Below are 25,060 nucleotides of genomic sequence, written 5' to 3'. Positions count from 1 at the left end.
CATGGCGGTGCACCACGACCTGCGCGGGTTGTTGACCGAGGACCCGGTGGTCGCGACGGCGGGAGTCGGACCGCTGAGCGACGCCCTGCGCGACCAGGCCGTCGTGGTCGGTGAGGCTCAGTGGCAGCCCCCGCCGGACGCCTCGGTCGACTCGCTCCTTCGGGTCATGGCAGACCGTCGCCGAGCCGACGCCAATGCCCTTGCTCTGCAACGGATGACGGCAGCCGGCGCAGACCTGGTCGACGTCCGTCCCGCTCACGAGGCGCTGGGGCTCGAGCGCGGCACCTTCCTGCACGCCGGTCCACCGCTGGAGTGGGAGCGCGCCTCGGGCCCGATGCGGGGAGCCCTGATCGGCGCGATGCTCTTCGAGGGGATGGCCGACACCCCGGAGGAGGCCGAGGCCGCCCTCGCCTCGGGCCAGGTGGTCCTCGAGCCGTGTCACCACCGCGATGCGGTCGGCCCGATGGCCGGGGTCGTCTCGCCGTCGATGTGGCTCTACGAGCTGCGCGACGAGGTCCATGACCACACGTCGTGGTCCTCGCTCAACGAGGGCCTGGGCAAGGTGCTGCGGTACGGCGCCTACGGACCCGAGGTGATCGACCGGCTGCACTGGATGAACTCCGTGCTCGGACCGCTGTTGCAGCAGGCCGTCCGCGCAGCGGCCCCGATCGACGTCAAGGCGATCATCGCCCAGATGCTCCAGATGGGCGATGAGGGCCACAACCGCAACCGCGCCGGCTCGTTGATGCTGCTGCGCGAGCTGTTGCCGTCGTTGATCACCGCAGACGGGTCGTCGGCCGACATCGCCGAGGCCGTGCGCTTCTCCGGGGCCAACGAACACTTCTTCCTCAACCTCGGCATGCCCGCCTGCAAGCTCTCGACGATGGCTGCCGAGGGGATCCCGGGCTCGACCGTCGTGACGACGATGGCCCGCAACGGCACCGACTTCGGCATCCGCACGGCCGGCACCGGCGCCGCGTGGTTCACCGGCCCGGCCAACACCCCCGAGGGCTTGTTCCTCGGCGCCTACGGCCCGGACGACGCCAACCCCGACATCGGCGACTCGGCGATCACCGAGACCGCCGGCATCGGCGGCTTCGCCATGGCCGCGGCGCCGGCCATCGTGAAGTTCGTCGGCGGCGACGTCCCGTTCGCGCTGCGGACCACGCGGACGATGTACGAGATCACGGTCGGCGAGCACACGGCATACCAGGTGCCCATCCTGGAGTTCCGCGGAACTCCCACCGGCATCGACGTCGCCGCGGTGGTGCGGACCGGGATCCTGCCGCAGATCAACACCGGGATGGCGGGCCGCGTCGCCGGCACGGGACAGGTCGGTGCCGGGCTGGTCACGCCACCGGCACAGTGCTTCACGCAGGCGCTGGACGCCCTCGCCGGCTCCGTCCCCGGCACGACCTCGGTCTGAGCTGCCTTGGGTGGTCGGGGAGCGCGGCGGCGAGCGTGGCAGGATACGGGACCGTGAGCGCGCGCATCCTGGACGGCAAGGCAGTACTCGCGACGATCAAGGGGGAGCTGCGCGGCAGGGTGGACGTCCTGCGCGAGCACGGTGTGGTCCCGGGTCTGGGCACGGTGCTGGTCGGCGACGACCCCGGCAGCCACTGGTACGTCAACGCCAAGCACAAGGACTGCGCCGAGATCGGCATCACGAGCATCCGTCGCGACCTGCCGGCCACGGCCACGCAGGCCGAGGTCGAGGGCGTCATCGACGAGCTCAACGCCGACCCGGGCTGCACGGGGTTCCTCGTGCAGCAGCCGACCGGGCTCGACGAGATGGCCCTGCTGTCGCGCGTGGCTCCCGAGAAGGACGTCGACGGCCTGCACCCCACCAACCTCGGGTGGCTCGCGCTCGGCAAGCCGGCGCCGCTGCCCTGCACCCCGCTGGGCTGCATCGAGCTGCTGCGCCGCCACGACGTCCCGATCGCCGGGGCCAACGTCGTCGTCATCGGGCGTGGCCTGACGGTCGGGCGCCCGCTCGGCCTCATCCTCACCCGCAAGAGCGAGAACGCCACCGTCACCCTGTGCCACACCGGGACCCGTGACCTCGCCGCCGAGGTCGGCCGTGCTGACATCGTCATCGCCGCTGCCGGGGTGCCCGGCATCGTCACCAAGGACATGGTCAAGCCCGGCGCCGCCGTGCTCGACGTCGGGGTCAGCCGGGTCGACGGCAAGATCGCCGGTGACGTCGCTCCGGACGTGGCAGAGGTGGCCGGCTGGGTCAGCCCCAACCCCGGAGGCGTCGGCCCGATGACCCGCGCCATGCTGCTGAGCAACATCGTCGCCGCAGCCGAGCGGCAGCTCGCAGCCACGGCCACGGCCTGATCTCGTGACCATTCCCCGCCTGGGCTGGTGGTGGGTCGCCACCCCGGTCCTCCTGGTGGGGGTCCTGGCGTTCGGGCTGGGGTACGTGCGGGGTGCGGGCTTCGTCATGGCCGGCGGCCTCTTGCTCGCCGCGCTGATCCGCGCGGTGCTGCCGACCGACCTCAGCGGGGGGCTCGTGGTGCGCTCGCGGGTCGTCGACGTCGCGACCATGACCCTGCTCGGCCTGGCGCTGGCCGTCATCACCGCCAGCCTCGACCTGAGCCCCCGCCGCTGACAGTCGCACGCACGACGAACGGCCGGCCCCGGGGTGTCCCAGGGCCGGCCGTTCGTCGTGCTGGTGGTGCGTGCGGAGTGCGTCAGCCGAGCAGGCCGAGACCCTTGACGGCCTCGCGCTCCTCCTCGAGCTCCTTGACGGAGGCGTCGATCTTGCCGCGGGAGAACTCGTCGATCTCCAGGCCCTGGACGATCGACCACTGGCCGTCCTTGACGGTCACGGGGAACGAGGAGATCAGGCCCTCGGGCACACCGTAGGAGCCGTCGGAGCAGACCGACATCGACACCCAGTCACCGTCGGGGGTGCCGAGGGTCCAGTCGCGGGCGTGGTCGACGGTCGCGCTCGCGGCGGAGGCGGCCGAGGACGCTCCGCGGGCCTCGATGATCGCGGCACCGCGCTTGGCGACGGTCGGGATGAACGTGCCGGCCAGCCAGTCCTGGTCGCCGACGGTCTCGGCGGCGTTCTTGCCGGAGACCTCCGCGTGGAACAGGTCGGGGTACTGCGTTGCGGAGTGGTTGCCCCAGATCGTCATCTTGCGGATCTCGGTGACCGGCACGCCGAGTTTGGCCGCCAGCTGGGAGATCGCCCGGTTGTGGTCCAGGCGGGTCAGCGCGGAGAAGCGGTCGCGGCCGATGTCGGGGGCGTTGCTCATCGCGATGAGGGCGTTGGTGTTGGCCGGGTTGCCGGTCACCGTGACGCGGATGTCGTCGGCGGCGACCTTGTTGAGGGCCTTGCCCTGCGGGGCGAAGATGCCGCCGTTGGCCTCGAGGAGGTCACCGCGCTCCATACCGGGGCCGCGCGGGCGGGCACCGACGAGGAGTGCGTGGTTGACGCCGTCGAAGACCTTCTCGGCGTCGTCGCCGATCTCGACCTTGGCCAGCGTCGGGAACGCGCAGTCGTCGAGCTCCATGACGACACCCTCGAGCGCCTTGAGCGCCGGGGTGATCTCGAGCAGGCGCAGCTCGACCGGGGTCTCCGGCCCGAACAGCGCACCACTGGCGATGCGGAAGAGGAGGCTGTAGCCGATCTGGCCGGCGGCGCCGGTGACGGCGACCTTGACGGGGGTAGTGCTCACGGTGGGCCCTTCACGTCGGTGGGGTGGGACAGCTCTGGGCACGACGCTAGCAGGGCGTGCACCGCCCGGTTTCCGGTGGTTAGGGTCGAGGCCATGCCCACCCCGGACTTCATCCTGGCCCTTCGCGACAAGGTCGGCACCGACCTCCTGTGGCTCACCGGCGTCACGGCCGTCGTGCGCAACGACCACGGTGAGGTGCTCCTCGGTCGACGTGCCGACAACGGTCAGTGGGCGCTGGTCAGCGGCATCCTCGAGCCCGGTGAGCAGCCGGCCGTCGGTCTGGCCCGGGAGATCGAGGAGGAGACCGGGGTCGTCGCCCGGGTCGAGGCGCTGACCGGGGTGTGGACCCTCCCGGAGCAGGGCTACCCCAACGGTGACCGGGCGCAGTACCTCGACCTCTGCTTCCTCGCGAGGCACGTCGCCGGCGAGGCCCGGGTCAACGACGACGAGTCGCTGGAGGTGGGCTGGTTCGCGCTCGACGCCCTGCCCGAGCCGCTCATGGACCGCGCGCGGGTGCGTCTCGAACGCGCCCTGGCCTTCGACGGCACGACGTGGTTCGACACCGGCAGCGCCACGGCCACCGCCCACGACCAGCACGGGTATGCCGCCGTGCCCGGCTTGGCCGCACCCGTCACCCATGCGGGCGAGCGCGACCTGGCGCCGTTGGCCACCCTCGCGGACGGCGACGGGGAGGTGGTCCTGCGTCGAGCGGTCCGCACCGATGTCCCGGCGATCGTGAGCCTGCTCGCCGACGACGTGATCGGGGCGGGTCGCGAGGACGGCCGTGACCTCGGTGTCTACCTCGACGCGTTCGAGGACGTCGACGCCGATCCACGTCACCTCCTCGTGGTGCTCGAGGCCGACAGCGCCGTCGCCGGGACCATGCAGCTCACGTTCCTGCCCGGCCTCTCGCGCGGGGGTGCACTGCGCTGCCAGGTGGAGGCGGTCCGGGTGTCGCCGACGCTGCGCGGTCGCGGGTTGGGCGAGGCGATGCTGCGCTGGGCGGTCGAGGAGTCACGCCGCCGCGGATGCGCCGTCGTCCAGCTCACGACCGACAAGCGGCGGACGGACGCCCAACGGTTCTACGTCGAGCGGCTCGGGTTCACCATGTCGCACGAGGGCCTCAAGCTCGGCCTGGGCGCCCCACCTGCTCCTGGGGTGCAGGCGTCTGGGGTGCCGACCGCCACGGCGGGGTCGGCGTCATGAGCGGGGTCGGCGACGCGAGTGGGCTCGGCGACGCGGTCGTCAAGCAGGGCTTCTACGTGCGGCCGAGGCACCGCAACGTCCTGGTGCTGTGGCCGGCCATCCTCACGGTCGCCGGGCGCCGGCTGAGCCTCGTCGACCACCGGGACCGGATCCTCCTCGACGCCCCGGCGCACGAGGTGTCGGTGCGGTTCACGCGGTTCGGCCTGATGCACCTGTCCCACGGTGGGCGCCGCCTCCCGCTGCAGCGCCAGGGCGCGAACTGGTCCCCGAACTTCACCACGCGCCAGGTCGAGGAGCTCAAGGCCGCGGGGATGCCTGTGCCCGGCCTCGCCGGAGGCATGGGTGGAGGAGGCGGCGACGGGCTCCTGGACGCCATGACGGCCCTGGGTGCTCTGGGCGACGCCGCCGACGCTGGCGCGGCCCTCGGGTCGGGCGGTCCGCTGCGCCGCACGTGGGCGCCGTACCTCACGGCCCTGGGCTGCTCGGTCCAGCTGGGTGGCTGACGGCCGCATCCTGCACCCCCACCATCGGCAGCAGGAGTAGAACTGTCTCTTGGGCAACCGACGACGGAGGTGGGGCCGATGGCCACCGGGACCAAGGACGACCCGTGGATGTTGAGGACCCCCCCGGGCACTGGTGAGTACACGATGTACCGCGACGACGGCGCCGACCCTCCGCAGCTGGTCTGCCAGGTCGGCTCGACGCGGTTGACCTACGACGCGCGCGTCGTCGAGGACCTGCACGCCTGGCTGCGGGGGCAGGGCGACTGGGTGCCGCTGGGGCCGGCCGACGAGCAGAAGCCGGCCAAGGACGGGACCGTCGAGGCCTGGGCCCGGTCGGAGACCAACCCGCTCGGTGGGTGGTACGGACTGCGCAAGGGCTACCGGGGGCGCGTGGGCATGTACCTGCCGCCCCTGCTGGAGGCGCTCGGCCTCGCCGAGGTCGAGCACCAGCCGCGCAACAACCGGATGCGAGCCCTCTGAGGCGGGCGGCAACCGGCGGGGTGGCGACCAAGGGGACGGGGGGCGACGAGGGGAGGGCGGCCCGTGTCAGGCCGCCCGGCTCTCTGCGGTGAGCACGAGGCGACGGTGCATCCAGGCGTACAGCGCGATGTCGCCGAACCGGGTCACCTCGCCGTAGGCGCGGCCGGCGACGCCGTCCGGGGTGAAGCCGTGGCGCAGCGTCAGCCGTGACCCGTCGGCCTCCGGCGCCACCTCCAGCTCGAGGACCGCGTGTCCGGGCAGTCGGGTGTCTGGTGAGAGCACGAGCCGGCGGCGGGCCTCGAGCGCGGTCACGGTCCAGAAGTCGACGCGGTCACCGAGCCGCAGGGGACGGTCGGGGCGGTCGCGGCGACGCCCCGGTCCACCGATCAGCCGGTCCACGCCGCACCGGGCCTGCCACACCACCTCGGGGGTGAACCACCCGGTGTCGCCGCCGACGGACGTCACGACGTCCCACACCACGGCGGGTGGGGCGTGGACGTGCGAGGTCCGGGTGCCGCCGATGACCGTCTCCATCGACCCACCGTATGTCGCCCGGGTCGCCGTCGCCCGGTGGCTCACCCAGACTTGCCGGGTGAGGACCTCATGACACGACGGTGGCTGTTCGCCGACCAGCTCGGCCCGCACTTCGACGTGGGACGGGACGGGGTGCTCCTCGTGGAGAGCAGGGCGGCCCTGGGCCGGCGGCGCTACCACCGGCAGAAGCTGCACCTGGTCCTGTCAGCCCTGCGGCACCGGGCCGACGAGCTGGGCGACTCCGCGGTGCTGCTGCGCACCGACACCTACGGCGAGGCCTTACGGCAGGTCGGCGAACCCGTGCGGGTGTACGAGCCCACCTCCCGGTCGGCCGCCGACTTCGTGTCCCGCCAGCTCGAGTCCGGCGCGCTCGAGTCGGTCGACCCGACCCCCGGCTTCTCGTTGCCCCGCAAGGACTTCCAGCAGTGGGCCGGTGACCGGCGACGGCTGCGGATGGAGGACTTCTACCGGTTCCAGCGCCAGCGGCTGGGGCTGCTCGTCGAGGGTGACGGCCACCCCGTCGGCGGTCGCTGGTCCTTCGACGAGGACAACCGCGAGCCCCCGCCCAAGGGGGCGGCGACGCTCGACGTGCCCGCGCCATACCGGCCTCGGGAGGACGACATCGACGCGCAGGTGAGGGAGGACCTCGACCGGTGGGAGCGCGACGAGGGCCTGGAGACCGTCGGTCGCGACGGCCCGCGGTTGTTCGCGGTGACCCGTCGCGAGGCGCTCGCGGCCCTGGAGCGGTTCGTCACGCAGCGCCTCGGCGCGTTCGGCCCGCACGAGGACGCCATGCTCCGCGGCGACTGGGTGATGGCCCACAGCCTCTTGTCGGTGCCGCTCAACCTCGGCCTGCTGGACCCGGTCGAGGTGGCCGAACGTGCCGTGCAGGCCTACCACGACGGGGACGCCCCGCTCGCCTCGGTCGAGGGGTTCGTGCGCCAGGTCGTCGGCTGGCGCGAGTACGTCTGGCACCTCTACTGGCACTTCGGTCCGCAGTACCGCAGCCGCAACGGCCTCGGAGCAAGAGAACCGCTTCCGCAGTGGTTCGCGGACCTCGACGCCGACGCGGTCGAGGCTGCCTGCCTGTCGGACGTCCTTGCGGGAGTGCGTGATCGCGGCTGGGTCCACCACATCCCGCGCCTGATGGTCCTGGGCAACTGGGCTGCCGAACGCGGCTACGACCCCGACGCCCTGACCGAGTGGTTCCAGACGCGCTTCGTCGACGGCTACGACTGGGTCATGCCGGCCAACGTCGTCGGCATGAGCCAGTACGCCGACGGCGGGGCGATGACGACCAAGCCCTACGTCTCCGGGGGCGCCTACATCAACAAGATGTCCGACTACTGCGGCGGCTGCCGCTACCGCCCCACGGTCCGCGTCGGGGACGACGCATGCCCCTTCACGGCCGGCTACTGGGCCTACCTCGACCGGACCGCGGACCGTCTCGAGGGCAACCCCCGTATGGCGCGTCCGCTCCAGCAGCGCCACCGGCTCACCGACCTCGACGCTGCGGTGGAACAGGAACGGGCCAGAGGAGCCGACGCCCCCTGACCCGTTCCGGTGCGGTGCTGCTCAGCGCAGGGCGGCCAGCGCCTCGTTGAAGGTCGCGGACGGACGCATCACGGCAGAGGCCTTGGCCTCGTCGGGGCGGTAGTAGCCACCGATGTCGGCAGGGTGGCCCTGGACGCCCAGCAGCTCGGCGTTGATGGTGTCCTCCTGCTCGGTGAGCGTCTGCGACACCTGGCTGAACGCCTCCGCGAGGGCGGCATCCTGCGTCTGCTGCGCGAGCTCGTTCGCCCAGAACAGCGCGAGGTAGAAGTGGCTGCCGCGGTTGTCGATCTGGCCGACCTTGCGGGCCGGGCCCTTGTTCTCGTTGAGCAGCCGCTCGGTGGCCTTGTCGAGGGCCTCGCCGAGCAGGGCAGCCCGTGCGTTGTCCGTCGTCGTGGCCATGTGGCGCAGGCTCTCGGCCAGCGCGAGGAACTCGCCGAGGCTGTCCCAGCGCAGGTAGTTCTCCTGCAGGAGCTGCTGCACGTGCTTGGGGGCCGAGCCGCCGGCACCGGTCTCGAAGAGGCCGCCGCCGTTCATCAGCGGCACCACCGAGAGCATCTTGGCGCTGGTGCCGAGCTCGAGGATCGGGAACAGGTCGGTGTTGTAGTCGCGCAGGACGTTGCCGGTCACCGAGATCGTGTCCTCGCCCTTACGGATCCGCTCCACCGACAGCCTGGCCGCCTCGACAGGGGACAGGACCTGGAGGTCGAGCCCGTCGGTGTCGTGCTCAGGCAGGTAGGCCTCGACCTTCGCGATCAGGTTGCGGTCGTGGGCGCGCTCGCTGTCGAGCCAGAACACCGCGGGGGTCTTCGAGGCGCGGGCGCGGGTCACGGCCAGCTTGACCCAGTCACGGATCGGGGCGTCCTTGGTCTGGCAGGCGCGCCAGATGTCGCCGGGCTGGACGTCGTGGGACATCAGCACCTCGCCGGCGGTGTTGACGACCTGGACGGTGCCGGCCTCGGCGATCTCGAAGGTCTTGTCGTGGCTTCCGTACTCCTCGGCCTTCTGGGCCATGAGTCCGACGTTGGGCACCGAGCCCATGGTGGTGGGGTCGTAGGCGCCGTGCTCGCGGCAGTCGTCGATGACGGCCTGGTAGACGCCGGCGTAGGAGCTGTCGGGGATGACGGCCAGGGTGTCGGCCTCCTCGCCGTCCGGGCCCCACATGTGCCCGGAGGTGCGGATCATGGCCGGCATCGAGGCGTCGACGATGACGTCGCTCGGGACGTGCAGGTTGGTGATCCCCTTGTCGGAGTTGACCATCGCGAGCTTCGGGCCGTCGGCGATGCCCTGCTCGATCGCGGCGCGGACCTCGTCGCGGGTGCCCTCGGGGAGGGCGTCGAGCCCGTCGAGGATGGAGCCGAGGCCGTTGTTGGCGGACAGGCCGGCAGCGGTGAGCTCCGCGCCATACCGGGAGAACACCTCCGGGAGGAACGCCCGGACGACGTGGCCGAAGATGATCGGGTCGGAGACCTTCATCATCGTCGCCTTGAGGTGCACCGAGAAGAGCACGCCGTCGGCCTTGGCCCGGGCGATCTGCTCGGTGAGGAACGCGTCGAGCGCAGCGGCACGCAGCACGGTGGCGTCGACGACCTCACCCTCGAGGACCTTCAGGCCGTCCTTGAGGACCGTGGTGCCCGCGTCGGTGACGAGCTGGACGGTCAGGGTGTCGGCGGCAGGCAGGACGACGGACTGCTCGTTGGAGCGGAAGTCGTCGGCACCCATCGTGGCCACCTGGGTCCGGGAGTCCGAGCTCCAGGCGCCCATCGAGTGCGGGTGCTTGCGGGCGTAGTTCTTCACGGCGGCGGGGGCGCGACGGTCGGAGTTGCCCTCGCGCAGGACGGGGTTGACGGCGCTGCCCTTGACGCTGTCGTAGCGGGCGCGGGCGTCCTTCTCCGCGTCGGTCCGCGGCTCGTCGGGGTAGGCCGGCAGGTCGTAGCCCTGGGATCGGAGCTCGGTGATGGCCGCCTTGAGCTGCGGGACGGAGGCGGAGATGTTGGGGAGCTTGATGATGTTGGCCTCGGGCGTGGTCGCCAGCTGGCCGAGCTCGGCGAGCGCGTCACCGATGCGCTGGTCCTCGGGCAGGAGGTCGTCGAACGCCGCGATGATGCGCCCCGACAGGGAGATGTCACGGGTCTCGACGTCGACGCCCGCGGTGGACGCGAAGGCCTCGATCACCGGCAGGAAGGAGTAGGTCGCCAGCATGGGCGCCTCGTCGGTGAGGGTGTAGATGATCTTGGCCATGTCGGCGGCTCTCTCCCTGGGCTCGTCGTGCTCGCAGCGTTCGTGCGCAGCGCTGCTCAGGCTATCGAACGGCGCCGACGCCGCGAGCCCCGCACCACGGGGGGAGCGGGCCTCGCGTTCGCCGGGTCAGGCGCACGGCGTGGGACGCGACGGCTCACGTCGCGGCGCGGGTGTCCTCGGGGTCGACCATGCCGGTGATGTCCTCGTCGCGCCGGTCGATGCCCGTGACGAGGTGGTAGGTGGCGCCCGCGATGGCGGCGCCGACGATCGGGGCGACCCAGAACGCCCACAGCTGGCCGGGTGCGCCGTTGCCGTTGAAGAACGCGACGGCGGTCGAGCGGGCCGGGTTCACCGACGTGTTGCTGATCGGGATGGAGACGAGGTGGATCAGGGTCAGGCCCAGACCGATGGCGATCGGGGCGAAGCCGACGGGCGCACGTTCGTCGGTCGACCCCAGGATGATGTAGAGGAAGAACGCGGTGAGGATGGCTTCGGCCACCAGCACCGCCACGAGCGTGTAGCCACCCGGGGAGTGCTCGCCGTAGCCGTTCGCGGCGAGGTGGCCGGTGACCTCGAACCCCTTGACGCCCCGGGCGATGCCCCACAGGGCCAGTCCCGCCACGAGGCCGCCGACCAGCTGGGCGACGACGTATGCGGGGACCTCCTTCCACGGGAAGCGCTTGGCGACGGCGACCCCGATCGTCACCGCGGGGTTGAAGTGCGCCCCGGAGACGTGGCCGACGGCATAGGCCATCGTCATCACGGTGAGCCCGAACGCGAGGGCGACGCCGAGGAATCCGATGCCGAGCTGCACGCTCTGGCCAGAGGGGACGTCCGGGGTGAGGAACTTCGCGGCGAAGACCGCGCTGCCACACCCGCCGAACACGAGCCAGAAGGTGCCGAGGGCCTCGGCACCGAGGCGGGAGGAGAGGACTGGAGTGCGCATGCGGACGCTCCCTGGCTGGGCGGTGGGTCCGTCGAGGAACCCCGGTGGTGTCATGGTGGATCCACCGCGATCGGGAGGGCAAGGGCCGCCCTCGACCGCCGTGCTAGTCCTCTCGTCCGTTCGGACTAGGCACCCCTCAACCGTTCGACCACACGAATCCGGCAATGCAGGACGAGGAGGGAAACGAGCACCACCGGACTTGACCGGATGCTGGTGGAACGCCTGTCGTTCCTTTACCTTTCAGGTGTGCAGAGCGGGCCGCAGGGGCTCGAGATCGTGAAAACCGAGGACTCCGCACTGGACGACCGTCCTCGGCCGCTGGGGGCGGCCGAGGACGGTCGGGGGGACCATCCGGCGATCGTCACGACCGGCCGCTGGCGCGCCTGACGAAGTCGGCGAGGTCGGCGCTCTGCTGCAGTCGAGACGGCTCGTGGACGTACATCATGTGGCCGGCCTCGTAGTAGGCGTGCTCGAGGTTGTCGTGCAGCGGTGCCGGCACCTGCAGGTGGGCGACGACGTCCTGTGCGCCGTAGTACGGCGTCGCGCCATCGTGGTAGCCGTAGGCGATGTGGACCTTGAGGTGCGGGTTGGCCCGCATGGCTCGCGCGAGCTTGTCGGAGACGTCGACCGGCTTGCCCTCGAACTCCTTGTACGACCAGTCGGTGGCGGCCTGCCTCGAGAAGACGGCATACGGGAGCTCGTTGCGGTAGCCCAGCTCGTCGCGCACGTAGTGGTTCCACGCCGACGAGTACGGCCCGAGGATCGCGTCCATCGACGGGTCGGCGTCCCAGGTCTCGGCGTTGCCGGCCGCGAGGGGTCCGGTGAAGCGGCTGTCGAGGCGCCCGACTGCCAGGTTCTGGTCGCGCAGGAGCTCGGTGAAGAACCGCACGTGCTCGATGCGCAGGTCGGCCCGGTCGACGTACTGCTCGGAGAGCCCGGTGAGTGCGGCCAGCCGCGTGACGTGCTCGGCCCGCTCGGCGGCGGTGAGCCGTGACCCCCGGGACAGGGCCCACGGGTAGTCGCGGGCGGCATACTCCTCCGCCTCGGCGAGGACGGTCCTGAGCGACTTGCGGCCATGCTTGCCGTGGAAGTGGGCGGTGGCGGCGTAGGTCGGCAGGTAGTCGACGTGGGCGCGGTCGTTGCTGAACTCGAAGTCCACCGTGGCCAGGTCGAGGACCGAGCTGATGAGCATGAGCCCGTTGAGGTAGAGGCCGTGGCGCGTCTGCAGGTGCTCGGCGAGGGCGGCGGCGCGGACCGTGCCGTAGGACTCACCGGCGATGAACTTCGGTGACAGCCAACGGTTGTGGCGCGTGGTCCACAGCCGGATCAGCTCCCCGACGCTCTCGATGTCGGCCTGGAACCCGTGGTAGTCCTTGGCCTTGCCGCCCTCCACCGCGCGCGAGTAGCCGGTGGAGACCGGGTCGATGAAGACGAGGTCGGAGACCGCGAGCAGCGACTGCGGGTTGTCGAGCAGCGCGTAGGGCGGCGGGGTCAGGGCGCCCGCGTCGCCGCAGTCGACCCGGCGCGGTCCGAGGAGGCCGAGGTGCAGCCACACCGAGCTCGAGCCCGGTCCGCCGTTGAAGGCGAACGTCACCGGCCGCTGCGCCGCACCGGGGGTGTCGACGACGTATGACGTGATGCTCAGCTCGGCCTTGGCGTGGTGGCCCTTGAACACGGAGTCCTCGAAGACCTCCTCGCGCAGCACGACCCGTCCAGTGGTCGCGGTGTAGCGCAGGCGGCGACGTCCGACGGCGAGGGTGTGGTGGGTCTCGACGAGGTCGTCCTTCGGCGGCGCGGGCGCGGTGGTCACCTTCGTCGTGTCCGTGGACGTGGTCACCGTCTCACCCGCCTCGGGAGTCGGTGGGGTGGTGGTCGTGGGCGCGGGCTCGTCGGGCATGTCGTCACCCTAGGGGCGGACGGGCGCACGGGCCGGTGGAAACGCGCGGTCCGGCAGGCCCCAGAATGATCGGATGCGTCTGATCACGGCCAACGTCAACGGCATTCGTGCCGCCGCCCGCCGTGGCGGCCTGTCGTGGTTGGCCGACCAGCGGGCCGATGTGCTGTGCCTGCAGGAGGTCCGGGCCAGTGATGACCAGCTCGCGGCTGCCCTCGAGGAGGGCGGCCACGGTGACTGGCACGTGGCCCACACGGAGGCCGCGGCCAAGGGCAGGGCCGGGGTCGCGGTGATCAGTCGTCACCCGCACCTGCGGGTGTCCGCCTCTGTCGGGCCGCAGGAGTTCGACGGCGCCGGCCGCTGGGTCGAGGTCGACCTCGCCTCACCGGTCGGCACCGTGACGGTCGCGTCGACCTACGTCCACACCGGTGAGGCCGGCACCGACCGCCAGGCCGAGAAGATGCGGTTCCTCGACGCCATCGGCACGCGCCTCTCCGACTGGTCCGCGGCAGGTCGGATGGCCGTCGTGGCCGGCGACCTCAACATCGCCCACCACGAGCACGACCTCAAGAACTGGAAGGGCAACCTTAAGAAGTCGGGGTTCCTCCCGCAGGAGCGGGCCCACCTCGACCGGTGGTTCGCCGAGGGGGAGTGGGCCGATGTCCACCGGTCGCTGCACGGGCCGGGACCCGGTCCCTACACGTGGTGGTCCTGGCGCGGAAAGGCCTTCGACAACGACTCAGGATGGCGGATCGACTACCAGCTCGCGAGCCGCCCGCTCGCCGACCGGGCCGTTCGGGCGGGCGTGGGCCGGGCCGCGACCTACGACCAGCGCTGGTCCGACCACGCCGCGGTGACGGTCTACTACGACCTCACCTGACCTCCGGGATCGGGGGGTGACGAACCCACCGAAAAGCCGCGCCCGGGGAATTGGTCGCCGGTGGCACCTGCCGGAGAGCGACCATTCGTGACGGTTCTGGCACGAATGGCCCTCCAGCCGACCGGAGGGCGACCATTCGTGACGGTTCTGCCACGAATGGTCGCGGGTCCGCTGCGGGTCCGCTCCGGGCGGCGGCCGCGACCGGCCGCCGTTGGGGAGCGGGTCGCGTCCGAGCGGGGGGCAGTCGGACGCGACCCGCCGTCTACAGGTCGCGTCCGGCGGGGCCGGCGGCGGACACGACGAAGCACTCAGGGGAGCGGAACCCCTTGTCGGCGAAGGCCTTCTCGACGGCAGCCTGCACCGTGGCGGCGTCGTCGCGCCGGACGAGAGCGATGGCGGATCCGCCGAACCCGCCACCGGTCATCCGGGCGCCCAGCGCCCCGGCCTCGGTGGCAGAGGTGACGGCGGTGTCGAGCTCCTCGACGGAGATCTCGAAGTCGTCGCGCATCGAGTCGTGCGACGCCAGGAAGAGCGCGCCCAGGCGGTCGAAGTCCTCCCCGCGCAGTGCTTCACGGGCCTCCTCGACCCTGGCGATCTCGGTGACGACGTGCTTGGTCCGCTTGCGCAGCAGGTCGGAGGACAGCTGCCCGAGCGCCGTGTCGAGCCCGTCGGCGTCGACGTCGCGCAGGGTGTTGACCCCGAGCTCGCGAGCCGCCTGCTCGCACGAGTCGCGGCGTTCGGCGTACTGCCCGTCGACGAGCTCGTGCACCGCGCGGGTGTCGACGACGAGCAGGGCCAGGCCGTGCTGGTCGAGGTCGAACGGCACCTGCTCGGTGGAGAAGTCACGGCAGTCGAGCAGCAGGGCGTGGCCCTGCTCAGCGAGCAGGGACGCCGACTGGTCCATGCCCCCTGTGGGGGCCTGGGCGACGGTGTTCTCGGCCTCGACGCAGACGGCGGCCAGGGCCACCCGGCCCGAGGCGGAGTCGAGCAGTCCCAGCCCGAACACGTCGCTCAGTGCCGCTGCCACAGCGCACTCCAGGGCGGCCGAGCTCGACAGCCCGGCACCGAGCGGCACCCGCCCGTCGATCGCGACGTCGAACCCGCCCACCGGGTGACCGGCGCGCTCCAGAGCCCACGGGACGCCGGCGACATAGGCGGCCCAGCCGTCGGGGCTCCCGGCGCCCACGTCCGAGAGGTCGAGCTCGACGACCGCGTCGCCCTGCGCGGAGACGATCCGCAGGTGGCGGTCGTCGCGGCGGCGCAGGGCTGCATACGTGCGGTGGGGGAGGGCGATGGGCAGGCAGAGGCCACCGTTGTAGTCGGTGTGCTCGCCGATGAGGTTGACCCGACCGGGCGCCGACCACACGCCCTGGGGCTCGTCGCCGAAGGTGTCGCGGAACAGGCGGGCGGCGGCGTCGGCAGCCGTCACGGGGCCACCTCGCGCAGTCGGGCCGCGATGCGCTCCGGCGGCACGTCGTTGACCCAGCCGCCGACGCCGGACTCGGACCCGGCGAGGTACTTCAGCTTCTTGGGCGAGCGCAGCACCGACATCACCTGGAGGTGCAGGCGCGAGACGTCGCGCCCCTTCTTGGCCGGTGCCTGGTGCCAGCCGGCGATGTAGGGCAGGCGGATCGGTGACCCGTCCTTGGTCACGTAGTAGCGGTCGAGGCGTCGCAGCAGGTCGAGGTAGACCCGGGCCAGGTCGTCGCGCTCGTCGTCGGTCAGCGACGGGAGGTCCGGCACGTCCCGTCGCGGCGCGAGGTGGACCTCCACCGGCCACCGGGCGGCATACGGCACGTAGGCGACCCAGTGCTCGGACTCGATGACCACGCGCTCCTTGGCCTCGAGCTCGGCCGCGAGGATGTCGGCCCCGAGGAGGCGACCGGTGCGCGCGTGGTGCTCGGTGGCCTGCTCGAGGATGGTCTTGCTGCGCTCGGGGAGGTAGGGGTAGGCGTAGATCTGGCCGTGCGGGTGGTGCAGGGTGACCCCGATCTCCTGCCCGCGGTTCTCGAAGCAGAAGACCTGCTCCACCTCGGGCACCGCGCCGAGCTCGGCGGTGCGGTCGGCCCAGGCGTCGACGACGGTTCGGGCGCGTTCGGGCGTGAGGTCCGCGAAGGTCGACTCGTGGTCGCTGGTGAAGCAGACCACCTCACAGCGGCCGAGCGCCGGCCTGCTCTGGATGAGGTCGCCGTCCTCGTGGTCGTCGTGGGTGTGGGCGGAGACGGGGGCATAGCTCGGGAAGCGGTTCTCGAAGACGACGACGTCGTACTGCGCCTCCGGCACCTCCGACGGCACGCTGCCCGTGCCCGTCGGGCACAGGGGGCACTCGTCCTTGGGCGGAAGGAAGGTGCGGTTGCTGCGGTGCCCGGCGACGGCGACCCAGTCGCCGACCAAAGCGTCGTGACGGATCTCCCCGGAGGCGGCCCGCTCGCCGAGGGGGCGGGTGTCCTCCGCGACGCGCTCGGGGGCGTCGGGCGAGTCGTCGAAGTAGATGATCTCGCGGTCGTCGGCCAGTCGCCGACTCGTGCGCCGGACCGTCATGCGTGGCTCCTGCTCGTCCGGGCCGTGCGCAGGGGGGCAGGGGTGGCGAGGACGACCTCGACACCTGCCTCGCTCACGGCGGTGCGGGCCCGCGGGCCGAGGCCCGCGTCGGTGACGAGGAGGTCGACCGACGACAACGGGATGATGGTGCTGAGACCGACCGTGCCCCACTTGGTGTGGTCGGCGAGGACGCACACCTGGCGGGCGGTCTGCACGAGGGCCTGGTTGGTCTCGGCCTCCACGAGGTTGGGGGTGGTCAGTCCCGCGCGGGCGTCCATGCCGTGGACACCCAGGAACAGCCGGTCGACGTGGAGCATCCGCAGCGCTGCGACGGCGACGGGCCCGACGAGCGCGTCGGACGGCGTGCGCACGCCCCCGGTGAGGACGACGGTCTGGCCGGGGGTGCCGGACTCGTGCAGCAGCTGGGCCACCGGGACCGAGTTGGTGACGACGGTGAGGTCGGGGACCGAGCGCACGGCGCGGGCGAACTCGTACGTCGTCGTGCCCGCGGAGATGCCGATGGCGGCACCGGGCTCGACGAGCTGGGCCGCGGCCTGGGCGATGGCGTTCTTCTGCGACTGCATGAGGGCCGACTTCGCGGTGAAGCCGGGCTCCTCGCTGCTGCGGCTGCCGACGGACAGCGCGCCGCCGTGGACCCGCTCGACCAGGCCCTCGGTGGCCAGGTGCTCGATGTCGCGCCGCACCGTCATGTCGGAGACGCCGAGCTGGTCGACGAGCTCGGACACCCGCACGGCGCCGCTGTCCTCGATGAGGCCGAGGATCGTGGCGCGACGCTGGCTGGCGAGCAAGCTAGACCTCCCTGATGACGGCGACGGCACCCGCCGCCAGAGGGGTCTCGGGCGTGAACGGACGATCTGCGACCAGGTCGTGCCCCGAGACGGGGACGAACTGCTCATGCCCCGTGTCGTTGACGGCAAACAACCAGGAGCCATCCTGCCCACGTCGGCGCACCACCTCGACGCCGGGTGCCACGTCGACGGTGGGGGTGACGCCACCGGCCTCGGTGACCTGGTCGAGGAGCTCGCCGAGCGGTCCGTCGTCGAGCAACGTGCTGAGGTACCACGCGGCGCCGGCGCCGGTGCTGCGCCGGGTGACCGCGGGGCGCCCCGTGAGGGGGCCCGCGGCATACCGGTCGAGGACCTCGGCGTCGACCGCGGTGACGTCCTCGCTCCACAGCGAGCCGGTGCCACCACCCTCGAGCCTGCTCGGCTCGGTGGCGAGCAGCGGGAAGAACTCCTCCACCCGGACGCCGAGCAGGTCGCGGAAGGCGCCCGGGTAGCCGCCGAGTCGCACGTGGTCGTCGGTGTCGCTGATCCCCGAGAAGAACGTCACCAGCACCTGCGCGCCGGCCTCGGCGGCAGCCGCGATGGCGGCGGCGTGCTCGTCGCTCACGAGGTAGAGCGTCGGGACGACGACCACCTTGTATGCCGTGAGGTCGGCGCTCGGGTGCACGACGTCCGTCGTGATGCCCCGGTCGCGAAGCACGCGGTGCACGGCGTGGGCGGTCGTGGGGTACTTCAGGTCGCTGGACGGCATCGCCGGCCCGTGCGCGGCCCACTGGGCCTGGTAGTCCCACAGGATCGCGACGTCGGCCTCGACGCGTGAGCCGAGGACCTCGCCCAGGCGCTCGGCGATGCGGCCGAGCTCGACGACCTCACGGAACCGCGCGCTGTCGCGACCGGCGTGGGGGACCAGGGCGGAGTGGAACTTCTCCGAGCCCGAGAGCGACTGGCGCCACTGGAAGAAGCCCAGGGTGTCCGCGCCGCGCGCCACGTGGGCGAGGCTGTCGCGCAGCGTGCCGCCGGGCACCTTGGCGGGGTTGACCGGCTGCCAGTTCACGGCGCTGGTCGAGTGCTCCATGAGCAACCACGGTCGGCCACCGGCGAGCCCACGGGTGATGTCACCGCTGAAGGCCAGCTCGGCCTGCGGGTGGTCCAGGGCGGCGACGACGTAGTGGTCGGTGCTGATGACGTCCTGCTCCGCGGCCCACTGGTGGTAGTCGAGGTGGTCGAAGTGAGCCAGCGTCATGAAGTTGGTGGTCACGGGGACGCCGGGCGACAGGTCCTGCAGGATCGTCTTCTCGCTGCGGTGGAAGTCCAGCAGCGTGTCGGACTGGAACCGCTTGTAGTCCAGCACGTGGGTGGGGTTGGCGAACGTCGTGGTGAGGCGGGGGGGAAGGATCTGCTCCCAGTCCGTGTAGCGCTGGCTCCAGAAGGCGGTGCCCCACGCGTCGTTGAGGCGCTCGAGGGTCTCGTGTCGGCGGCGCAGCCAGACGCGGAAGCCGGCGGCGCAGGTGTCGCAGTAGCAGGGGATGTTGTGGCAGGCGTACTCGTTCGAGACGTGCCACATCGCCAGCGCCGGGTGGTCGTGGTAGCGCTGGGCCAGCTGCGTGGTGAGCGCAAGGGCGTGGTCGCGGTAGACCGGCGAGCTGGGGCACCAGGCCTGGCGGCTGCCCGGCCACAGCGTGTGGCCCTCGTGGTCGACGGGGAGGATCTCCGGGTGCGCGGCCGACAGCCACGGGGGAGGGGTGGCCGTCGCGGTCGCGAGGTCGACCGCGATGTCGTTGGCGTGGAGCATCTCCATGATGTCGTCGAGCCAGGCGAAGTCGTACTCGCCCTTGGCGGGCTCGAGCCACGACCAGGAGAAGACCCCGAGGGTGACGAAGGAGACCCCTGCCTCGCGCATGAGCTCCATGTCCTCGGACCAGACCTCCCGCGGCCACTGCTCAGGGTTGTAGTCGCCACCCAGGGCGATCCGACGGTTCGGCCATGAACGCATGACGGACAGTGTTGACCTGTGCAGTTGTGGATGTCAACAAAAACCAACAACCGAATGCACTGCCCCTGGAGGCGCCCAGTTCCTTCCAGCGGGACGGCGCCGGGAGCTGGCATGGGCTGGTGTGCGATCGCAGCATCGGCGCCTGAAGCATGGCGTGGTTGAGCCGAATTCGCCTTCGAAGCAGTGCCGTGGGGTCAGGCCTCGCCTCGCCGGTGACAAGTGGAGCGCGCGACCATTTCGTGATGGGCAGGCTATTGACACGGCTCGATCTCGGGCCCATCCTCATTTCTTGTTGATGGTTTTTGATCGAATCTGTCGGATGACGGTTCGCCCATCTCGCCGGTGCAACCCGTGTCAAAGGAGACCCGAATGACCCGCCCGACCTCTGAGGCCGACTACCTCGCCAGCCTCGTTCCTGCCTCTGTCCGCGGTGTCAGCCGTCGGACGCTCCTGCGCGGCGCACTCGGCGCCGGCACCCTCCTCGCAGCCCCGTCGCTGCTCGCGGCGTGCGGCGGTGGTGGCAGCTCGTCGTCCGGCGGCTCTGCGACCGGCACCGTGACCGTCGGCTCCAACCAGTCCGACGCCGTGCCGAAGGCCGCCATCCAGGCGGTCATGGACGCCTTCCAGAAGGCCAACTCCGGCCTGACGACCAAGATCAACACCATCGACCACAACTCCTTCCAGGAGAACATCAACAACTACCTCCAGGGCTCGCCCGACGACGTGTGGATGTGGTTCTCCGGCTACCGGATGCGGTTCTTCGCCTCCAAGGGGCTGGCCGGTGACGTCACCGACGTCTGGAAGAACCTCGCGGGCATGTCGGACGCGCTCAAGAAGGCTTCCACCGGTGACGACGGCAAGCAGTACTTCGTGCCGTCGACCTACTACCCGTGGGCGATGTTCTACCGCAAGAGCGTCTTCGCGAAGTACGGCTACACCGAGCCCAAGACCCTCGACGAGTTCAAGACCCTCGGGACGCAGATGAAGAAGGACGGGCTCGTCCCGATCGCCTTCGGCGACAAGGATGGCTGGCCCGCGATGGGCACCTTCGACCAGCTCAACCTGCGCGTCAACGGTTATGACTTCCACGTCAGCCTGATGGCCGGCAAGGAGGCCTGGAACAGCCCGAAGGTCAAGGCCGTCTTCGACACCTGGGCGGGCCTGCTCGACTACCACCAGCCCGACTCCCTCGGTCGGACCTGGCAGGAGGCGGCCCAGGCGCTCCAGCAGAAGAAGGCCGGCACCTACCTGCTCGGCTCGTTCGTCGCCCAGCAGTTCACCAAGGGTGCCGAGCAGGACGACCTCACGTTCTTCAACTTCCCCGAGGTCGACTCCAACATCGGTGCGGACGCCATCGAGGCCCCGATCGACGGCTACATGATGGCCAACCGCCCGAAGAACGAGGCCGGCGCAAAGAAGCTGCTCGCCTACGTCGGCTCCGCGGACGCCCAGAACATCGTCGTCAAGGCCGACCCCAGCGTCATCGCGACGAACGACAAGGCCGACCAGGCGTCATACACGGCGCTGCAGAAGAAGTCGGTCGAGTTCGTGGGCCAGGCCAAGTCCATCGCGCAGTTCATGGACCGCGACACCCGCCCGGACTTCGCGTCCACGGTGATGATCCCCGCCATCCAGTCCTTCCTGAAGAACCCCAAGGACATCGACGGGCTCGTCAACGGCATCGAGAAGCAGAAGCAGAGCATCTTCGCGAGCTGAGCTCGCTGAGAACGCCGACGCCCGCAACGACGCCGACGCCCGTCAACGACGACGACCGCCAACCGAGGAGCACCCGTGGCACGCAAGTACAAGGGGATCGACCACCTCACCCCCGTCGACCGGGTGGTGGTCGGCCTGATGATCGGGGTACCGACGGCGCTGGTGCTGTGGCTGGTCTGGGTGCCGGCGGTCGGGTCGGTCCTGCTCTCCTTCACCAACTGGGACGGGATCGGCCCGATCTCCGCGGCCAAGAACATCGGGCTGAAGAACTACCACGACGTCCTGACGATCTACCCGCCGTTCATCCCGGCGTTGCAGCACAACCTGATCTGGCTCGCGGTGATGTTCCTCGTCGCGACCCCGATCGGGATGTTCCTGGCGGTCCTGCTCGACCGGGAGGTGCGTGGCTCACGGGTGTACCAGACCGCCATCTACCTCCCGGTCGTGCTGTCCCTGGCACTCGTCGGCTTCATCTGGCAGCTCATCTACAGCCGTGACCAGGGGTTGATCAACCAGCTCACCGGGAGCTCCATCGACTGGTACGGCGACCAGCGCTACAACCTGTGGGCGGCCCTCGTCGCCTCCAGCTGGCGCCATGTCGGCTACATCATGCTGCTCTACCTGGCCGGCCTCAAGGGCGTCGACCCGACGCTGCGCGAGGCCGCCAAGGTCGACGGCGCCACCGAGCGCCAGACCTTCTTCAAGGTGGTCTTCCCGGTGATGTTCCCGATCAACATCATCGTCCTGGTGGTCACCGTGATCGAGTCGTTGCGTGCCTTCGACCTCGTCTGGGTGATCAACAAGGGCCGCAACGGGCTCGAGCTCATCTCGACCCTGGTCACGAGCAACATCGTCGGTGAGGCGAGCCGGATCGGCTTCGGTTCGGCGCTGGCGACGTTCATGCTCGTCATCTCCTCGATCTTCATCGTCCTCTACCTACGGATCGTCATGAGGGAGCAGCGATGACTGCCGGAAGCGACCTGCCCGTGGCCTCGGTCCCCACGTCCCAGAAGAACCCCGCCACCACCAGTGCGCGCTCGCAGGGCGTCGGGAAGAAGAAGGGCAACCGCGGCATCCAGGTGTTCCTGGCCGTGGTCGGCCTGATCTGGATCTTCCCGGTCGCCTACGCCCTGCTCAACAGCTTCCGGGACTACGCGTACACCGCGAAGAACGGGTACCTCTCCTTCGGCGGCTTCACCTTCGCCAACTACAAGAACGCCTGGCAGCAGGCCGACTTCTCCCACACGATGCTCAACTCCGCCATCATCACCATCCCGGCGGTGCTGCTCACGCTGTTCCTGTCGTGCTGTGTGGCGTTCGTCGTGTCGCGGTTCTCGTTCAAGTTCAACCTGGCGCTGCTCGGCATGTTCACGGCGGCCAACCTGCTGCCGCCGCAGGCCCTCCTCATCCCGGTCTACCGGATGTTCCGCGCCATCGAGGTGCCGTTCTGGCTCAGCGACTCGGGCACCCTGCTCAACTCCTACTGGGGCCTGATCCTGGTCAACGTCGCCTTCCAGACCGGCTTCTGCGCTTTCGTGCTCTCCAACTACATGAAGACGCTGCCGCGCGAGCTCTACGAGTCTGCCGTGATCGACGGGGCCGGGGTGCTGCGCCAGTTCTTCACGATCACGCTTCCCCTGTGCCGCCCACCGCTGGCCGCCCTGGCCACGCTCGAGGTCACCTGGATCTACAACGAGTTCTTCTGGGCGACGGTGCTGCTCCAGTCCGGTGACAAGTTCCCCGTGACGAGCTCGATCAACAACCTGCGCGGGCAGTTCTTCACCGACAACAACCTCGTCGCCGCCGGGTCCGTCGTCATCGCCCTGCCCACCCTCATCGTCTTCTTCGTGCTGCAGAAGCAGTTCGTCGCGGGCCTCACCCTGGGAGCCACCAAGGGATGACCGTCCCCACCACCACCCTCCGGTCCGCAGGCACCTGCCTGGTCGTCGAGCTCCCCGAGGGCGAGCTGCCCCGCGTCCTGCACTGGGGGGTGGACCTCCCGGAGGCCGCGGTCGCCGAGCTCGCCGCTGTCGTCACCGGTCCCGTGCCGCACAACGCCCTCGACGAGCCCTGGCCCCTCACCGTGCTCCCCACCGCCGGCGACGGCTGGCTCGGCACCCCCGCGTATGCGGCCCACCGCGCCGGTGGCGCCGCCGCCCCTCGCTGGGGCGTCTCCACCGAACGAGACGGCGAGCGTTCGCTCGTCGTCACGGCACGTGACGGGGCGACCGAGGTCCGCGGGGTGTGGGCGCTCGACGACCACGGCGTGCTGCGCGTGCGCAACTCAGTGACGAACGTGGCCGACGCATCCGATGGCGCGGTTCCGACCGACGACGTCGTCGCGACCACCGTGGATCTCGGGGCGCTGCGTGCCGTGCTGCCGCTGCCGACGCGCGCCACCGAGGTGCTCGACCTCACCGGGCGCTGGTGCCGTGAACGCGCTCCCCAGCGCTCCGTGCTGCAGGACGGCACCCACCTGCGCGCCTCGCGCCGTGGCCGCACCGGGCACGACGCAACGCTGCTGCTCACGGTCGGGACTTCCGGTTTCGGTTTCCGCACCGGCGAGGTCTGGTCGGTCCACGTGGCGTGGAGCGGCAACCACGAGCACCTCGTCGAGAAGCTGCCCGAAGGGGCCGGCATCCACTCCGCCGTCCTCGGCGGCGGCGAGCTCCTCGAGCCCGGCGAGGTGCGCCTCGCCCCGGGGGAGACCTATACCGCTCCCGACGTGGTGTTCGTGCACTCCGCGGACGGCCTCGACGGGCTGTCCCGACGCCTGCACCGCAGCCAGCGCGCGACCGCTGCCCACAGCAACGACCCGCGACCCCTCGTGCTCAACACCTGGGAGGCGGTGTACTTCGACCACGACCTCGACCGGCTCAAGGGCCTGGCCGACACCGCGGCCTCGATCGGTGTCGAGCGCTTCGTCCTCGACGACGGCTGGTTCGGAAGCCGCCGTGACGACCACAGCGGCCTCGGTGACTGGGTCGTCTCGACGGACATGTGGCCCGACGGGCTCCAGCCGATCGTCGAGCACGTCAAGGGCCTGGGCATGGAGTTCGGGCTGTGGTTCGAACCGGAGATGGTCAACGCGGACTCCGACCTCGTCCGGGCCCACCCCGACTGGGTGCTCGGACCGCGGGCCGGCCTGCCGCGGCCCTCGCGGCACCAACACGTCCTCGACCTCGCGAACCCCGACGCCGCCGCCCACGTCGAGGGCCAGATCAGCGCCCTCGTCCGTGAGCTCGGCATCGACTTCATCAAGTGGGACCACAACCGCGACCTCCATGAGGTCGTGCGATCCGACGCGACCGGGACCGACCGGCCCGCCGTGCACCTGCAGACGCAGGCCATCTACGCACTGTTCGACCGGCTGCGGGCAGCGCACCCCGACCTCGAGATCGAGTCCTGCTCCAGCGGTGGTGGCCGGGTCGACCTCGGTGTCCTCGCGCGCACCGACCGGATCTGGACCAGCGACTGCAACGACGCCCTCGAGCGCGCCGCGATCCAGCGCTGGACCTCGTTGCTCGTCCCCGCCGAGCTCATGGGCACGCACATCGGCCCGGCCACGGCGCACACGACGCACCGCACGCTCGACCTGTCCTTCCGGATGCTGTTGGCGCTGCAGGGCCATGCCGGCCTGGAGTGGGACATCGCGGCCTGCACCCCCGAGGAGCTCGAGACCCTGCGCGGGTGGTCGGCGCTCTACCGAGAGCTGCGTCCGCTGCTGCACACCGGCGACCTCGTGCGGGCCGACCTCCCCGACGAGCAGGGGCTCCTCGTGACCGGCACGGTCTCCGCGGACCGTGGGCACGCGGCATACACGGTCCTGCGGACGGTCACCGGACCGGCCGTCGCGCCGGGTCTGCTGGCGCTCCCCGGCCTCGACCCGGAGCGGACCTACTCGGTGCGCGTGCGTGCCGAGGCAGGCCTGCCGGCCGTCACCCAGGTGCGCGGCCCGCAGTGGTGGGAGCAGGCTCTCGGCGACGGGATCGATGTCAGCGGGGCGGTCCTCACCCGGGTCGGGCTGGCCCTGCCGGTGCTCGCCCCCGCCCAGGGCTTCCTGCTCCACCTCACCTGACA

22 protein-coding genes are annotated in these 25,060 nt (G+C 70.8%); 13 read left to right on the top strand and 9 right to left on the bottom strand.

Going from position 1 to position 25,060, the window contains the following annotated elements; genetic code table 11:
• The first annotated feature begins 1 nt into the window (after position 1).
• Genes ABEG17_RS03900 through ABEG17_RS03890 form a run of 3 tightly spaced genes read left to right on the top strand, consistent with a single transcriptional unit; the run spans position 2 to position 2,614 of the window.
• Positions 2-1,426 carry a DUF1116 domain-containing protein gene (locus ABEG17_RS03900; RefSeq protein WP_406831974.1) on the top strand — a complete coding sequence of 475 codons (1,425 nt, stop codon included), beginning with the start codon at positions 2-4 and terminating at the stop codon, positions 1,424-1,426.
• 53 nt (positions 1,427-1,479) lie between these two features.
• Positions 1,480-2,340: a bifunctional methylenetetrahydrofolate dehydrogenase/methenyltetrahydrofolate cyclohydrolase gene (locus ABEG17_RS03895; protein ID WP_406831973.1), complete on the top strand. Its 861-nt coding sequence runs from the start codon at positions 1,480-1,482 to the stop codon at positions 2,338-2,340.
• 4 nt (positions 2,341-2,344) lie between these two features.
• Complete coding sequence (locus ABEG17_RS03890) at positions 2,345-2,614, top strand: DUF3017 domain-containing protein (protein ID WP_406831972.1); 270 nt, start codon at positions 2,345-2,347, stop codon at positions 2,612-2,614.
• Between the two features lie 82 nt (positions 2,615-2,696).
• Here the strand turns inward: ABEG17_RS03890 and ABEG17_RS03885 are convergent, their stop codons facing one another.
• On the bottom strand, positions 2,697-3,689 hold the full coding sequence (locus ABEG17_RS03885; RefSeq protein WP_406831971.1) for a malate dehydrogenase: 993 nt from the start codon (positions 3,687-3,689) through the stop codon (positions 2,697-2,699).
• A gap of 93 nt (positions 3,690-3,782) precedes the next feature.
• Between ABEG17_RS03885 and ABEG17_RS03880 the strand changes: the two genes are divergently transcribed.
• The 3 genes from ABEG17_RS03880 to ABEG17_RS03870 all read left to right on the top strand — a co-directional run bounded on the left by ABEG17_RS03880 (position 3,783) and on the right by ABEG17_RS03870 (position 5,878).
• A complete protein-coding gene (locus tag ABEG17_RS03880; protein ID WP_406831970.1) occupies positions 3,783-4,895 on the top strand; it encodes a GNAT family N-acetyltransferase in 1,113 nt (370 codons plus the stop codon).
• Positions 4,892-5,398 carry a hypothetical protein gene (locus ABEG17_RS03875; RefSeq protein WP_406831969.1) on the top strand — a complete coding sequence of 169 codons (507 nt, stop codon included), beginning with the start codon at positions 4,892-4,894 and terminating at the stop codon, positions 5,396-5,398. The genes ABEG17_RS03880 and ABEG17_RS03875 overlap by 4 nt, the downstream gene beginning before the upstream one ends.
• Positions 5,399-5,476: 78 nt before the next feature.
• On the top strand, positions 5,477-5,878 hold the full coding sequence (locus ABEG17_RS03870) for a DUF6855 family protein (RefSeq protein ID WP_406831968.1): 402 nt from the start codon (positions 5,477-5,479) through the stop codon (positions 5,876-5,878).
• Positions 5,879-5,944: 66 nt separating this feature from the next.
• Here the strand turns inward: ABEG17_RS03870 and ABEG17_RS03865 are convergent, their stop codons facing one another.
• Positions 5,945-6,412 (bottom strand): DUF2867 domain-containing protein, encoded by a 468-nt coding sequence (locus ABEG17_RS03865; RefSeq protein ID WP_406831967.1) that lies wholly within the window; start codon positions 6,410-6,412, stop codon positions 5,945-5,947.
• Between the two features lie 69 nt (positions 6,413-6,481).
• Here ABEG17_RS03865 and ABEG17_RS03860 point away from each other — a divergent pair, with 69 nt between their 5' ends.
• The gene (locus ABEG17_RS03860; protein WP_406831966.1) at positions 6,482-7,966 is read left to right on the top strand and encodes a cryptochrome/photolyase family protein; all 1,485 of its coding nucleotides are present in this window, start codon (positions 6,482-6,484) and stop codon (positions 7,964-7,966) included.
• 21 nt (positions 7,967-7,987) lie between these two features.
• On the opposite strand, the gene ABEG17_RS03855 is transcribed toward ABEG17_RS03860, so the two are convergent.
• A complete protein-coding gene (locus ABEG17_RS03855; RefSeq protein WP_406831965.1) occupies positions 7,988-10,204 on the bottom strand; it encodes an NADP-dependent isocitrate dehydrogenase in 2,217 nt (738 codons plus the stop codon).
• A gap of 154 nt (positions 10,205-10,358) precedes the next feature.
• Positions 10,359-11,150 (bottom strand): aquaporin Z, encoded by a 792-nt coding sequence (aqpZ, locus tag ABEG17_RS03850; protein ID WP_406831964.1) that lies wholly within the window; start codon positions 11,148-11,150, stop codon positions 10,359-10,361.
• A 207-nt stretch (positions 11,151-11,357) separates the two neighbouring features.
• On the opposite strand from aqpZ, the gene ABEG17_RS03845 reads away from it, so the two are divergent.
• On the top strand, positions 11,358-11,537 hold the full coding sequence (locus ABEG17_RS03845) for a hypothetical protein (protein ID WP_406831963.1): 180 nt from the start codon (positions 11,358-11,360) through the stop codon (positions 11,535-11,537).
• Here ABEG17_RS03845 and ABEG17_RS03840 read toward each other — a convergent pair.
• Positions 11,512-13,047 carry a S10 family peptidase gene (locus ABEG17_RS03840; protein ID WP_406831962.1) on the bottom strand — a complete coding sequence of 512 codons (1,536 nt, stop codon included), beginning with the start codon at positions 13,045-13,047 and terminating at the stop codon, positions 11,512-11,514. The genes ABEG17_RS03845 and ABEG17_RS03840 overlap by 26 nt on opposite strands.
• Before the next feature lie 73 nt (positions 13,048-13,120).
• Between ABEG17_RS03840 and ABEG17_RS03835 the strand changes: the two genes are divergently transcribed.
• On the top strand, positions 13,121-13,924 hold the full coding sequence (locus tag ABEG17_RS03835; RefSeq protein ID WP_406831961.1) for an exodeoxyribonuclease III: 804 nt from the start codon (positions 13,121-13,123) through the stop codon (positions 13,922-13,924).
• A gap of 262 nt (positions 13,925-14,186) precedes the next feature.
• Here the strand turns inward: ABEG17_RS03835 and galK are convergent, their stop codons facing one another.
• From galK to ABEG17_RS03815, 4 genes are read right to left on the bottom strand one after another with little or no spacing between them, the layout of a single operon-like run.
• On the bottom strand, positions 14,187-15,353 hold the full coding sequence (gene galK, locus ABEG17_RS03830; protein ID WP_406831960.1) for a galactokinase: 1,167 nt from the start codon (positions 15,351-15,353) through the stop codon (positions 14,187-14,189).
• Positions 15,350-16,465 (bottom strand): galactose-1-phosphate uridylyltransferase, encoded by a 1,116-nt coding sequence (galT, locus tag ABEG17_RS03825; RefSeq protein ID WP_406831959.1) that lies wholly within the window; start codon positions 16,463-16,465, stop codon positions 15,350-15,352. Before galT ends, galK begins: the two co-directional genes overlap by 4 nt.
• Positions 16,462-17,274, bottom strand: coding sequence for a DeoR/GlpR family DNA-binding transcription regulator (locus ABEG17_RS03820; RefSeq protein WP_406831958.1), 813 nt, complete (start codon positions 17,272-17,274; stop codon positions 16,462-16,464). Before ABEG17_RS03820 ends, galT begins: the two co-directional genes overlap by 4 nt.
• A gap of 1 nt (position 17,275) precedes the next feature.
• Positions 17,276-19,264: a beta-galactosidase gene (locus ABEG17_RS03815; protein WP_406831957.1), complete on the bottom strand. Its 1,989-nt coding sequence runs from the start codon at positions 19,262-19,264 to the stop codon at positions 17,276-17,278.
• A 369-nt stretch (positions 19,265-19,633) separates the two neighbouring features.
• Between ABEG17_RS03815 and ABEG17_RS03810 the strand changes: the two genes are divergently transcribed.
• The 4 genes from ABEG17_RS03810 to ABEG17_RS03795 all read left to right on the top strand — a co-directional run bounded on the left by ABEG17_RS03810 (position 19,634) and on the right by ABEG17_RS03795 (position 25,058).
• Positions 19,634-20,980 (top strand): ABC transporter substrate-binding protein, encoded by a 1,347-nt coding sequence (locus ABEG17_RS03810; RefSeq protein WP_406831956.1) that lies wholly within the window; start codon positions 19,634-19,636, stop codon positions 20,978-20,980.
• Between the two features lie 75 nt (positions 20,981-21,055).
• Entirely contained in the window at positions 21,056-21,946 is an 891-nt protein-coding gene (locus ABEG17_RS03805) for a carbohydrate ABC transporter permease (RefSeq protein WP_406831955.1), read from the top strand.
• On the top strand, positions 21,943-22,881 hold the full coding sequence (locus ABEG17_RS03800) for a carbohydrate ABC transporter permease (RefSeq protein WP_406831954.1): 939 nt from the start codon (positions 21,943-21,945) through the stop codon (positions 22,879-22,881). Before ABEG17_RS03805 ends, ABEG17_RS03800 begins: the two co-directional genes overlap by 4 nt.
• Entirely contained in the window at positions 22,878-25,058 is a 2,181-nt protein-coding gene (locus tag ABEG17_RS03795) for an alpha-galactosidase (protein ID WP_406831953.1), read from the top strand. Before ABEG17_RS03800 ends, ABEG17_RS03795 begins: the two co-directional genes overlap by 4 nt.
• Positions 25,059-25,060 lie beyond the last annotated feature (2 nt).

The organism is Pedococcus sp. KACC 23699, assembly GCF_045348425.1.
Lineage (GTDB): Bacteria > Actinomycetota > Actinomycetes > Actinomycetales > Dermatophilaceae > Pedococcus.
Note: the sequence above shows the minus strand (reverse complement) of the source record. Positions and strands in the feature narration are given on the sequence as shown.

Bases quoted from the DNA above. Each gene is read 5' to 3' on its own strand.
- ABEG17_RS03900 (WP_406831974.1), top strand. From the start codon at position 2: ATGGCGGTGCACCACGACCTGCGCGGGTTGTTGACCGAGGACCCGGTG.
- ABEG17_RS03880 (WP_406831970.1), top strand. From the start codon at position 3,783: ATGCCCACCCCGGACTTCATCCTGGCCCTTCGCGACAAGGTCGGCACC.
- ABEG17_RS03875 (WP_406831969.1), top strand. From the start codon at position 4,892: ATGAGCGGGGTCGGCGACGCGAGTGGGCTCGGCGACGCGGTCGTCAAG.
- ABEG17_RS03870 (WP_406831968.1), top strand. From the start codon at position 5,477: ATGGCCACCGGGACCAAGGACGACCCGTGGATGTTGAGGACCCCCCCG.
- ABEG17_RS03865 (WP_406831967.1), bottom strand. From the start codon at position 6,412: ATGGAGACGGTCATCGGCGGCACCCGGACCTCGCACGTCCACGCCCCA.
- ABEG17_RS03860 (WP_406831966.1), top strand. From the start codon at position 6,482: ATGACACGACGGTGGCTGTTCGCCGACCAGCTCGGCCCGCACTTCGAC.
- ABEG17_RS03855 (WP_406831965.1), bottom strand. From the start codon at position 10,204: ATGGCCAAGATCATCTACACCCTCACCGACGAGGCGCCCATGCTGGCG.
- aqpZ (WP_406831964.1), bottom strand. From the start codon at position 11,150: ATGCGCACTCCAGTCCTCTCCTCCCGCCTCGGTGCCGAGGCCCTCGGC.
- ABEG17_RS03845 (WP_406831963.1), top strand. From the start codon at position 11,358: ATGCTGGTGGAACGCCTGTCGTTCCTTTACCTTTCAGGTGTGCAGAGC.
- ABEG17_RS03840 (WP_406831962.1), bottom strand. From the start codon at position 13,047: ATGCCCGACGAGCCCGCGCCCACGACCACCACCCCACCGACTCCCGAG.
- ABEG17_RS03835 (WP_406831961.1), top strand. From the start codon at position 13,121: ATGCGTCTGATCACGGCCAACGTCAACGGCATTCGTGCCGCCGCCCGC.
- galT (WP_406831959.1), bottom strand. From the start codon at position 16,465: ATGACGGTCCGGCGCACGAGTCGGCGACTGGCCGACGACCGCGAGATC.
- ABEG17_RS03815 (WP_406831957.1), bottom strand. From the start codon at position 19,264: ATGCGTTCATGGCCGAACCGTCGGATCGCCCTGGGTGGCGACTACAAC.
- ABEG17_RS03810 (WP_406831956.1), top strand. From the start codon at position 19,634: ATGACCCGCCCGACCTCTGAGGCCGACTACCTCGCCAGCCTCGTTCCT.
- ABEG17_RS03800 (WP_406831954.1), top strand. From the start codon at position 21,943: ATGACTGCCGGAAGCGACCTGCCCGTGGCCTCGGTCCCCACGTCCCAG.
- ABEG17_RS03795 (WP_406831953.1), top strand. From the start codon at position 22,878: ATGACCGTCCCCACCACCACCCTCCGGTCCGCAGGCACCTGCCTGGTC.